Annotated in this window: 7 protein-coding genes and 3 pseudogenes; 4 read left to right on the forward strand and 6 right to left on the reverse strand. The window is 57.8% G+C overall.

Going from position 1 to position 11,913, the window contains the following annotated elements:
* Positions 1-17: 17 nt before the first annotated feature.
* Positions 18-3,170, forward strand: coding sequence for a type I restriction endonuclease subunit R (locus GV002_RS07725; protein ID WP_160017774.1), 3,153 nt, complete (start codon positions 18-20; stop codon positions 3,168-3,170).
* Positions 3,170-3,883, forward strand: coding sequence for a M48 family metallopeptidase (locus GV002_RS07730; protein ID WP_160017775.1), 714 nt, complete (start codon positions 3,170-3,172; stop codon positions 3,881-3,883). Before GV002_RS07725 ends, GV002_RS07730 begins: the two co-directional genes overlap by 1 nt.
* 97 nt (positions 3,884-3,980) lie before the next feature.
* Here the strand turns inward: GV002_RS07730 and GV002_RS07735 are convergent.
* The 6 genes and pseudogenes from GV002_RS07735 to GV002_RS07770 all read right to left on the reverse strand — a co-directional run.
* Positions 3,981-4,322, reverse strand: a pseudogene (locus GV002_RS07735) (IS3 family transposase); the annotation flags it as partial.
* A 27-nt stretch (positions 4,323-4,349) separates the two neighbouring features.
* Positions 4,350-4,619, reverse strand: coding sequence for a helix-turn-helix domain-containing protein (locus GV002_RS07740; protein ID WP_160017776.1), 270 nt, complete (start codon positions 4,617-4,619; stop codon positions 4,350-4,352).
* Entirely contained in the window at positions 4,620-5,945 is a 1,326-nt protein-coding gene (locus tag GV002_RS07745; RefSeq protein WP_160017777.1) for a type II toxin-antitoxin system HipA family toxin, read from the reverse strand. It abuts the gene before it with no gap.
* A 179-nt stretch (positions 5,946-6,124) separates the two neighbouring features.
* Positions 6,125-6,352, reverse strand: a complete 228-nt coding sequence (locus GV002_RS07750) for a DUF2274 domain-containing protein (protein WP_160017778.1) — start codon at positions 6,350-6,352, stop codon at positions 6,125-6,127.
* Positions 6,349-6,809 (reverse strand): annotated as a pseudogene (locus tag GV002_RS07755) (TrbI/VirB10 family protein); the annotation flags it as partial. The gene GV002_RS07750 and the pseudogene GV002_RS07755, both read right to left, overlap by 4 nt.
* A gap of 672 nt (positions 6,810-7,481) precedes the next feature.
* Positions 7,482-7,748 (reverse strand): annotated as a pseudogene (locus GV002_RS07770) (DDE-type integrase/transposase/recombinase); the annotation flags it as partial.
* A gap of 96 nt (positions 7,749-7,844) precedes the next feature.
* On the opposite strand from GV002_RS07770, the gene GV002_RS07775 reads away from it, so the two are divergent.
* Together GV002_RS07775 and GV002_RS07780 are read left to right on the forward strand one after the other, a co-directional pair.
* Entirely contained in the window at positions 7,845-10,664 is a 2,820-nt protein-coding gene (locus tag GV002_RS07775) for an ATP-binding protein (RefSeq protein ID WP_160017779.1), read from the forward strand.
* Positions 10,643-11,815 carry an EAL domain-containing protein gene (locus tag GV002_RS07780; RefSeq protein WP_160017780.1) on the forward strand — a complete coding sequence of 391 codons (1,173 nt, stop codon included), beginning with the start codon at positions 10,643-10,645 and terminating at the stop codon, positions 11,813-11,815. The genes GV002_RS07775 and GV002_RS07780 overlap by 22 nt, the downstream gene beginning before the upstream one ends.
* The last annotated feature ends 98 nt before the right edge of the window (positions 11,816-11,913 follow it).

An 11,913-nucleotide genomic window follows, 5' to 3' on the forward strand; every position in this document is an offset into this window, starting at 1 on the left:
ACCGCAGGATGCCCCAGATGACTCAACAACCTCGCTCCGAACGCCATACCCAGAACCGAGTGGTGGCGCTGTTTACCGACAAAGCGCGGCCTGACTGCCTCGGTTACGACTACCTGGGCGAGTGGAGCAAGCGCGGGCACAACCGCAATATTGAAGCTGAGCTGTTGCAGGCCAACCTGAAGCAGCGCGGTTACAGCGATGTGCAGATATCGGCGGCGCTGCAAAAGCTGATGGCTGCGGCGGATGCCACGGGCATCACGCTGTATCAGGCCAACCTGCGCACCTATCAGTTGCTGCGTTACGGCGTGCCGGTGCAGGTGGCGGTTGGCCAGGCCCACGAGACGGTGCATCTGGTCGATTGGGAAAATCCTGACGCTAACCACTTCGCCATCGCCGAAGAAGTGACCTTGCGCGGCGGCCATGAGCGCCGCCCGGATCTGGTGATTTACCTCAATGGCATCGCCATCGGTGTGCTTGAACTGAAGCGCAGTTCGGTGGATGTGGCCGATGGCATCCATCAACTGATCAGCAACCAGGAGGCAATCTTCAACCTGGGGTTCTTCAGTACGGTGCAGATGGTGTTTGCCGGCAGCGATTCCCAGGGCTTGCGCTATGGCACTGCCACCACGCGCGCCGAGTTCTTTGTGGAGTGGAAGGCGGACGGGGTAAAAGCCGAGCCGGTTGAGTTGAATAAGCAGCGGGAGATCCCAGCGAGCTATCACCTTTTGCCTGGGGCAGAACTGGGGCAATCGGGTTATTTGCTGGATAACCCGTTGGCGCAGATGTGCGAGAAGTCGCGCCTGCTGGATTTGATCCGCAATTTCATCATCTTCGATGCGGGTATCAAAAAGGTGCCGCGTGCCCATCAATATGCCGCCGTGAAGGCCGCGCAGGAGCGGGTAAGGCGTAAAGAAGGTGGGGTGATTTGGCACACCCAGGGCAGCGGCAAGAGCATCCTGATGGTGTTGATCGCCAAGTGGCTGCTGGAGCATGACCCGGACGCGCGCATTCTGGTGATTACAGATCGCGATGAGCTGGACAAGCAAATATCCGGGGTGATGCGCAATGCCGGGATTATCGGCCCTGATTCACCTTCGCCGCGTATCACCTCTCGCGCTGATTTTGTGCAGAAGCTGTCTGCCACTACGCCGCGTTTGCTGTGCGCGTTGTTGCACAAGTTCGAGCCGGATTTGAGTGTGCCGCCGCCTGCCATGCATGGGCGGTTTTATGTGTTTGTAGACGAGTGCCACCGGACTCAGGGTGGCGATATGAACAGGCAGATGAAGCAGTGGTTGGCTGGGGCGTTGTTCATTGGCTTTACCGGCACGCCGCTTCTGCGCAAGGACAAACAGACCACGCGCGATGTGTTCGGCACCTATATCCACACCTATAAATTCCACGAGGCGGTCGCGGACAAGGTGGTGCTGGATCTGAAGTATGAGGCGCGTGATGTGCCGCAGCGTTTGACCTCGCGCAAGGCCATCGATGCCTGGTTCGAGCAGCGAACCAAGGGGCTGAACAATTACCAGAAGTCGATCCTGCGTAAGCGTTGGGCCACGATGGAGGCATTGATGAGTGCTGGTGAGCGCAAGCAGCGCATCATCGCCAGCATCATCGAAGACTTCAGTTTGAAACCTCGGCTGAACAATGACCGGGGGACGGCCATTCTGGTGGCGGCGAGCATCTACGATGCCTGTCATTACTTTCGCTTGTTTCAAACCACCTTGTTCGGCCCTTATTGCGGCATAGTCACGTCGTATGAGCCGAACCATAACGCCATCTCCCGTGAACCAGCGCAGAGTGATGAGCGCTACAAGTTCGATACCTACACGCAGTACGTGCTCAAGCAAGGCCAGAGCACGACGGCTTACGAGGAAGAGACCAAGCGGCGCTTTATCGAAGAGCCTGCCAATCTCAAGCTGCTGATTGTTGTCAGTAAGCTGCTAACCGGTTTCGACGCGCCCAGTTGCTCGTATATCTACCTGGATAACGAGCTGCGTGACCACAACCTGTTCCAGGCGATTTGCCGCACCAATCGACTCGACGGTGATGACAAGGACTTTGGCTATATCGTCGACTTCAAGGAGTTGTTTGGCGATGTGCAGGATGCCATCTCGGTCTACACCTCCGACGAGCTGGATATCGATACGGGCAACGGTGGCAGCAATAACGTCGAGTTGAAGAACTGGCTGGTTGAGGGCAAGAAGCAACTGGATGCAGCCCGTGAAGCATTGAGTTATCTGTGTGCCCCGGTGGCGCCACCGCGTGAGGTCGAGCAGTTCATCTATTACTTCTGCGGCATGGCTGCCGATGCCAATGGCCTTGATGAGAGCGAACCGCTGCGGATCGCCTTCTACAAGGCCGTGGCCTCATTCGTGCGGGCGTTTGCCGACGTTGCGCAGCATCTGACCGAGGCTGGGTACTCGGAGGCTGAAGCGGGTAGGCTGCAGGCTGAAGTGCAGTTTTATGCCGACGTGCGTGAGGCAATCAAAAGGCATGCGGGTGAGGAGCTGGATATCAAGCCGTTCGAGGCGGATATGCGGCACCTGCTCAACACCTATATCCAGGCGGACCCCGCGGATGCTTTAAGCACCGTCGATAACTTCTCGTTGGTTGAGTTGATCGTTCAGACGGGCGTTCACGATGCCATCGCCAGGAAGCTCAATGCCAAGGGCAAGCTCTCCAAGGATGCGATTGCCGAAGGCATCATCAATAACGTGCGTAAGACCATCATCCGTGAACAATTGACCGACCCAAGGTTCTACGAGGGTATGTCGCGTTTGCTGGAGGATCTGATCAAGCAGAGCCGTGATGATGCGGCTGCTTACGAGGAGTTTCTGCGTAAGGCCGAAGCGTTGGTGCGGCAGATAGCACAGAAGGGCTCGGGTGGTTCTCCTGCGGGCCTTAACGGTCGTCGCGAGGCGACTGTGCTGTTCAACAACCTCGATAGCATTGCCGCGACGACTTTTCAGTGCCCGCACGATGAGGCAGAAAAGGTGCAGTTGGCTTTGGCTATTGATACTGCCATGCGCGGCTCAGCCCCGGCCGCCTGGCGTGGAGACCCTGCGCGTGAGGCGCAGGTGTTGAATGCGCTGTTCCCGCTGATGGGGCGCGACCGTGAGGCAACCTTGGCCATTTTTGAAATCATCAAGAACCAACCGGGCTATTGATGCACGAGATAATTGAGCTGGGCGATATTTCCATTTCGGTGACACGCAAGGACATCAAGAATGTTCACCTGACGGTGCACCCGCCGCAGGGCCGGGTCACGCTAGTTGCCCCAACCAGTACGCGGCTTGAGGTGGCACGGGCTTACGCAATTTCAAAACTCGGCTGGATTCGTGATCAGCAAAGTAAATTGGACGCACAGGCTCGCGAGGAGCCGCGCCAGTTCGTGGAGAGAGAAAGCCACTACATCTGGGGGCGACGCTACCTGATGGTGGTGAAGTACCAAGATGCCAAGCCAGCGGTGAAGCTCGACCACAAACGCATCACCTTAACGGTGCGCCCCGGTAGCGACACGCTTAAACGCGCAGAGGTGATGCATGCATGGCACAAGCAACAGTTGCATGCCGTGGTGCCTACGCTGATCAGCAAGTGGGAGCGCAAGCTGAAGGTCAAGGTGACGGGGTATTACCTGCAACGCATGAAGACCAAGTGGGGGAGCTGTAACCATCGCGCCGGCAATATTCGCTTGAACACTGAGCTGATCAAGAAGCCGAAAGATCTTCTTGAATACGTGATCGTTCACGAGATGGTGCATCTGCTGGAGCCTACCCATAGCGAGCGTTTCATCTCCATCCTCACCGAGCATTACCCAACCTGGCGCGAGGCGCGTGCTGAGCTAAATGAGCTGCCACTGGCTGCGGAGGTTTGGAGATAAGCCATTTGGCATATCTCCAGTAGCCTGCTGCATAAGACGATGAAGAGCTTTAAATGTTTTAGTTGTATGACGGTATCGGTCAGTAGTAAGCGGCGCTGCTTCGGATCACCATCTGCCGATCCTGACGGTGATGCATCGACCAACCGACCACCAGCTTGCTGTACAGTTCGAGTACCACGCATAGGAAGAGTTTGCCTTCCAGTGTGGCTATTTCCGTGATGTCCGTGCCCCACTTGCGCTCCGGTTCCTGCGCGCTGAAATCGCGCTCCAGCAGGTTTTTCACGCCTGCTGGACGCCCGCTGGCGACTCTTCCAAAGCCACGCCTCTTCCGGCGTGGCCAGCCTTGAATTCGCTCAGTTGCCATCAGGCGAGCAACGCGGTTCAGGCTGACGGTTTCGCCCTCGTCGAGCAGATCCTCGTGCATCCGGGGCGCTCCGATCACCCTTTAGGACAGTGTGGGCTGCCTCTATTGATTGCGTGTCTTCGGTACAATTCCGACTTGCATCCCAAATGGATTGAACACGCTGTTCAGGGTCTGCACGGTTGGATTTGACTCGTCATGCTCCAGCTGACGAAGGGCACGCAGGGATAGTTTGCACATCTGCGCGAAACGGGCCTGCTGCAACCCGGTGATTTCTTTCCGCAACTTGCGCACAGCCTGGCCGATGCTCAACTCGCCCGACGCCAGTTGGGTCTGTATTTCGTTCAGAATACGGTTGCGCTCGATGATGTCCACTTAGACAAGCCCCCATCTGCTGAGTCGCTGCTGGAGGTTTCGCAGCGCAATACGCGGATGATTCATGGTGGAATTTGGTAGCCCCTGATCGCTCAGTAGGTCGGGAAGGGCGAGGAAGCTGTGCGCTGCGCCTCTGAGCCTTTCATATAGAACATCTGCGTCGGTCAATTGCCCTAGTGCTGCGCAGGCTTGGCGCCAGTTGACCTCGCCGGCGACCTCTATAGGTTGAGGCCATTTTGTGGTGCGAGTGATGCCCTCATCATCCATCACCATGGGGGCAAGGTCGTAGACGGGGGCAAGTTTCAGGCCCGTGCTGTTTCGCAAAATTGACGTATTGCGGCCATGGTTGTCCGAATTGCCAAGGATCTGGTTGAGCAAGTCGCGCTGTAGATACTCATAGATCATGTCGCCAACTTGCGCGCCTTGTCCCGTCTGCTGCCACAGCCTGGCCAGGTGCTTCAGAGCGTCGGTATGCAGCAGGTAACTGCCCGGCACTGTCACTCCTGCCAGTGAGTAAAGGGACTCCATGGCGCTGCGCTCCACACCGGCGTCACTAAGATGGCGGTCAAAACGTCGCATCCACAGGCTAGGTTTACGGCCTTCCTCCAGAGCCAGGCCTTCGGCAGGTACAGTATCCAGGCCAAGCTGCTGAATGGCTCTGTAGAAGCAGAACTCGCTACGCAGGATGTCTTGGTCGGTCTGTCTAGCCTGATTTCGCGCAAATTTCACAAACCAGTGGCAGGTCGCATAGGCATCCGGCAGAGCCGCATCTGGGTGCAAGGCACCTTCTCGGTCTTCAGTCAGCAACAGTTTGGGCGCTTCGCCACCCGCACCAGTGGCTCCGCCGATAGCCGCACCTTGCTCGTAGGCGTATTCCAGGAAGCGCGAGTCGCGGTTGATTACATCTTCGCGAGAGAAACCCAGCAGCGGACTTCCTTGAAGTGCTAGTGCCGCCTCCTTGATACGCAGGTTGCCCACTGGCGCCGGAGCGCACCGGCTCAACAGAAATAGGTCCAGTTCCAGATTCTCGGGTTTCTGTTCGCCCAAACGCTGGAGTAGGAAACGGCGTGCGGCGCCTGCGGGTACTATGTCGTGCAGGAACGCGGGAGCAGCGGTACCCCGATAGGAGTCCCAACCCAATGGCACTGTGGCGCTAACTGCATGCTCAAGGCGGCTGCCGATGTGCTCCAGCGTCTCAAGCAAATATGTTTGTTCATAGCCAAAAGAACACACCCCTGTCAGGCCTGCCTCGGGCTGCTCGAAGTTGAGGTGCATGGCGTCATGCCAGGCATGGCCGCTGTACAGTTGCAGGGTGAGAGAGTGCATGTTGGCTCCGGCACTTTAATGCCTTTAAAGCTACTGGTTGTCACAGGTAAAGGCAATAAAATGCCGTAAATTACTCCGAACGTAGATTTTAAGGGCACTTTAGTGCCGATTTGCGGGGCTGATCAATGGCGATTTTCATGTTTGATCGCGATGGCTGGCTTGTGACAAGGCGTCCAATCTCAAGAGCTGGATTCCGTGTTGGCCCTCCGGAACACCCGATCCCTCGCCATGAATGCCTCCAGCATGTGCGGGATGAGCGTCAGGGCGTCGACTTTTTCACCATAGGTTTGCGAGTGCAGCGCCGCGTATCGCTCGAGGTCGGCCTTCAGGATGGCGGGCCAGGTGAAGGTCAGCTTAAGGTTTTCGGTTTTCGGCGACGGGCCGAGGCGTAGCTTGGTCATGCTCATGGCTGGCTCCTCTGGTGGATGGAGAAAGGCTGATAGGGGCGCAGCACCAGATCGCGGTTGACGATCACGCGTAACGGCAGGCCAGGGCGATGATGACGCGGTCGCCGTCGGTGCGGTTGGCCGGTGCCGCCAACTCGGCACCGATACCCAGAAGACTTGTCATGGCCGCGCCGGCGCCGGCGCCGGCGCCGATCCGATCCCAGTGCCAGTCGATGCCATCCTCGAGACCGGCGTACCCCGCAGCGTCGGTACGGACCAGGTTGTCGAGCTGGAAAGATGAGGTATCTGGCAAGATCACCCGCTGCCACACCACCTGCACGCGGTTTTGTCCGTAGTTCACCTGGTTGTTGTAGCGGCCCAGCAGGCGGGCGCCTTGGGGGATCAACACGTGTTCACCTGTGGCGCTGTCGTAGACCGGTTCAGTTACCGTAGCGATAACGTCGCCAGGTAGATCCGACGTATACCTCCGGGACTCCTGATAGAGCTGGGCCAGGTCAATATCATCTTCACCGGTGGCGTGCTCAAGTACCGGGCGATATTCCAGTGCACCCATACCCCTGTCTGCCATGTAAGCCAGCCGATCGAGCGAGGAAATAACGATCCATTAGCAGCATGCCCCATCCGTCCGAGAGGGAGTCGACAAGCGCGCCTGGCAGGCCTGCGAAAAGGACTGGATCAGCAGCTTTCTGGGGTTGGGTTGTGAAGTCCATGTCCAGGGGGCGACAGATTGAAGCCTTGCGCTACCCACTGTGGGTGATAGGCAAAGTAGATACCCTGTCGACTGGCCACCAGCTCCCGACCGGTGTGCCGGCGAGCAATACCTCTACGGTGTTGATGGATTTCATTGGCGTCCCCGGGTACGTCCTGTTTGTTTGATTTCTTCAAGCGAGACAGGTCGTTCATGCTTGAACAGTTCAGCGAGTTGGCGTGTGGCACCAAGTGCTGTAGCGATGAGCACCAGATAAATCCTTTAGTGGCTCAAATATGATCCTTTGTCTTTTGCTGGCCTAGATTGATCCAGGGCGGAGGTCGCTTGCCCTGATCTTCCTGCCCAAGCGGATTGCGCTGTCATAAGTCTGTTCCAGTCATCAATCCGCATGTGGGCAATCGCTGGCAGTTGCAATGGGAATACGGACAGCGGCCTGCCTCGCTGTTCATACGCCATGTCGAGTGCCTTGCTCACTGGCTCTGCATCCGGCTTGGCGGAAAGCACCCAGCTGACTGCTCACCTTGTATGCAGCTCCAGCACCGCCGCCAAATAATGTCAGCGGCCTTGTGCCCGGATCTAAGTGATGTCGCCGCACCACACCTGGTTGGGTCGTTCGGTGCTGAGCTCGCGGTTCAACCGGTCAGGGATATCTGGCCGCTCAACCTTGGCCTGCTTGTAAACGTGTGTTGCGGTACCGCAGAGCTGACTGTTTTTCAGAGTTTTCTCATAGTGTGATGTAGACAATTGCCTCAGCCTATTGAAATCACCTATAGGCAATTGACCATGCTCCATGAAGACTCTCTCTCGACGCCGAACGCCGCGCGCAAGCTGCTGCGTCTATTGGCCTGTTCGGTAATCGTGTGCCTTGTCTTTGCTTGCGGCATGTTCTTTACGGCCGTCTTTAATCATGAGATCTCGCAGCTGCGCAGGCAGATGAATGCGGCCATGTATGAAGCACAGGCCTATATCAATTCCCGTGAACTGTTGCTTGAGCATATCAGTCGTGACGTCACGCACAGTGCCTATACAGTGCGCGCTGATCCAATACCGCGAGGGCTTCACGACAGGCAGGCGCATTTCGTTCTGGGTGATTCATCGTCTCCCATGCGTCTGACCCTGGCTGCCGAAGACCTGCAGGAGCTCGAGGATCGGCGTATGAACTTGATCTACGTAGCCTATGCCGGTGAGCACCTTAAAGCCTGGCGGTTGGTCGGCCCGTCGGCCAAGGCTGCGGCCGTGCCGCCGGGTGTCATGGCGCTTCTCGCTCAGGCCGGAACCGAGAGGGAGGAGCTGCATGTCCGATGGTTGAGCGATCCGGCGGACTTGCAGTCACGGCAGTATCTTTTCTCACGCGTGGAGCTCGAAGGAAAAAAAGGTTGGCTGGGCGCCGAGATCTTCGCGGCAGACATCAGCGCTGCGTTCAACTCGACCTCGGCGGGGCATTATCTGTTGCTTGACCAGCAACACCGAATCGTTCTCGGGAGTTCCGTATCTGCCGGCCTGGTCGCGGCTTTGCGTCAGGTCTGGGATCATGACAACTTCGCTTTCGTCGGAGCAGGCTGGTTTCCCAGTCATGTGGCCCTGCTCAAGCACCTGGGTAGCTCCAACTGGTCGCTGATCTATTACGTGGATTTGCCCCAGCTTCTGCTGCCGCTTCTGCCGCAACTGTTCATCTGCGCGCTGCTGCTGATCATCGGTGGCTTGTTTGTCTGGTGGTTGTACTGGCGTATCAATCAACGTGTGATCGAGCCGGCGCAGCAGCGCCTGGTGGCGTTGGTCGAGAACGAAAGCTTCTTGCGCGTGATGATCCAGACGCTGCCGATGGCGGTCTGCGTCCTGCGTCGGCGCGATGCCAGCGTGGTGATGGAGAACCGTCTGGCGAACACTTGGCTGGGGGGAGGCGAAGCGCGCAAGCTGTGGAGTCTGGAGTGGCTCGAGCGTACGTTCGAGAATGGCGATGATGGCGGTTTTACCGAGATCAAGACGGCCAGCGGTATGCACCTCTATCTCTGCTACACGGCGGCGCGCTACAAGGATGAGGAGGTGCTGTGCTGCGCCTTCAGTGATATCAGCGCCCGCAAGCACACCGAGGAGGCACTGGCAGAGGCCAAGCGTCTTTCCGATGCGGCCAATGAGGCCAAGACGCTGTTTCTGGCGACCATGAGCCATGAAATTCGTACCCCCTTGTACGGGGTTCTCGGTACGCTCGAGCTGCTCGGCCGAACCGCACTGGATCACCAGCAAGCGGGTTATCTGCGGGCCATCGGACGCTCGTCGTCGACGTTGCTGCAGTTGATCAGCGATGTACTCGACGTGTCCAAGATCGAGGCCGGACAACTGGGCCTCGAGCTGACCGAATTTTCCCCTACGGAGCTGGCACTCAACTCGGTGCAGGCGTACGCAGCAGCAGCGCGGGCGAAGGGCGTACAGCTTTACGCCTGCTGCGATGCCAAATTACCCGAGCGCATGATCGGCGATGCAGTTCGTATCCGGCAGATTCTCAACAACCTGCTCAGCAACGCGGTCAAGTTCACTGATAATGGTCGCATCGTCATGCGCGTCTGGGCGGAAGAAGGCCTGAAGGCCGAGCCGAGACGCCTGTACTGGCAGGTCGTGGATACGGGTATCGGTATTTCTCGCGAGGTGCAGGAGCATCTTTTTGACCCGTTCTATCAGGTTGCGGGACAGGCTCGGATGGCCGGAGGGACGGGGCTCGGGCTGTCGATCTGCAAGCGTCTGTGCGATCTGATGCAGGGAGAGCTGCGGGTGGTGAGCGACACCGGTCTGGGTAGCAGCTTCCTCCTCGAACTGCCGATGCAGCCGGTCACGCAGCAGCCTGTCGAGCGCAAGCTGCGTGCCACTCAGGTCTTGGTTCACACTCCGGTTCGCGAACTGTCCGAGTCGATATGTGGCTGGATAAATCGCTGGGGCGCGAGGGCGCAGATCATTTCTCCCGATCAAACGTTCGATGAGGACGCGAGGGCGATTCTGATGGAGTTGCGCTTCAGTTCCGCCGAGCGCAAACCCTTCCCGAGCTGGAAGGGTTTACGGGTTGTGGTATCTGATCTTGGCGGTGACCATCCTCGCCAGGAAAATAATGAATGGCACGTGGGGCGCTTCAACCTGCTCTGTATCCACGAGGCCATCGGCAGGGCTCAAGGCCTGCAGGGTATCTCCTCCAGCAGTGTCATTGATGAGTCCCGGGAGGAGGCGCTGGGGTTGCGCGTGCTGGTCGTCGAGGACAACCCGATCAATCAGTTGATCCTGCGCGATCAACTCGTCAGCCTGGGTTGCGACGTTGATATGGTCAGCGATGGAAAGCGGGCCCTCCATCGCTGGCAGGAAGGCGTTTTCGATGTTGTGCTCACTGACGTCAACATGCCCAACATGAGTGGATACGAGTTGGCCTCCACTTTGCGTCAGATGGGCTGTAACACTCCGATCATCGGGGCGTCGGCCAACGCCATGAACAATGAAAGCGAGCGCTGCCTGGAGGCGGGTATGGACATGTTTCTACTCAAACCTCTGGAACTGCAGACGCTGCGCTACAGCCTTAGCCGTTTACCAAATGAGTCCACTACATGCGCCTACACCAAATCCTAGTCGTCGAAGATCAGCCGTTTCAGCGTGAGTACCTGCTTGAACTGTTTCGCGAAGAAGGCACCGTCGAGCTGCACGTGGCCGAAGATGGCAACGATGCATTACGACAGCTGGAGCTGGGATCCTTCGATCTGGTGGTCAGCGATCTGATGATGCCCGGCCTCGATGGCGTACAGTTCATCCAGCAACTGGCCAATCACGTAGAGCCGCCACCACTGGTGATCATGAGTTCCGTCTCCCCCCAACTCATGGACAGTGCATGCCTGGCCGCTCGTGCGCACGGGATAACGGTGCTGGAGCAAATCACCAAGCCGGTGAAGGCTCATGGCGTCAGGCGTCTTCTGGACAAGCTGATACTGCATCGCCAGCGTAGCGACGCTCCGGGTTCGACCAAGCGCTCGTCGCCGCTGACCAGCGTGTCTTCGTTGGAGAAGGCACTTGCGGCAGGCGAATTCAAGGCTTGGTTCCAACCCAAGTACTCGCTCGCTGATGGTCGTATCGTCGCGGCCGAAGCTCTGGTTCGCTGGCTCCACCCGCAACACGGGGTCCTGCGTCCGTCCAGCTTCATGGACGCGATAAGCGCAGCCAACATGGACGAAGCATTGTTCTGGGAGATTCTCCGTCAAGCCATAGAGGCGCAGCGTGAGTGGGCACAACAGGGGTCTCGTGTGAAAGTCGCAGTCAACCTGCCAACTCACCTGCTGGAAAACCGCAATCTGCCTGACGAAATGGTTGGATTCGTTGCCAGGCACGGCGGAACTCCCGCCAATACCGTGTTCGAGTTGCTGGAGAGCACCACTGCGCAAGCCGCAGACTACTACGCGGCAACATGCCGGTTACGAATGATGGGCTTCGGTCTGGCGCAGGACGACTTCGGCCAGGGGTATAGCTCGCTTTACAATCTTGTTTCCACACCCTTCACCGAATTGAAGATTGATCGCACCCTGGTGGGTGGCTGTATGGATGATGAACGCCTGGCGGCCGCACTGGAAAGCATGATCAAGCTGGGGCACCAACTCGGGCTTGAGGTTGTCGCTGAAGGCGTCGAACATGCCGATGAGCTGGATTTTCTACGCCGCCTGAACTGCGATCTCGCGCAGGGCTATCTGATCTCGGAGGCAGTGGCTCCGGCCGCGTTTTCCCGCATGCTTTGAGCGTCTGGTCACAGCTCTGTCTGTAATCAGCAAGCCCCTTGCCAACCATGGCGGGAGTCGTGTCGCCGTCTATCGCTTTAATCCTCAACTGCTTCTAG

It is taken from the genome of Pseudomonas sp. 8O, assembly GCF_902506495.1.
GTDB classification, from domain to species: Bacteria; Pseudomonadota; Gammaproteobacteria; order Pseudomonadales; family Pseudomonadaceae; genus Aquipseudomonas; species Aquipseudomonas chaetocerotis.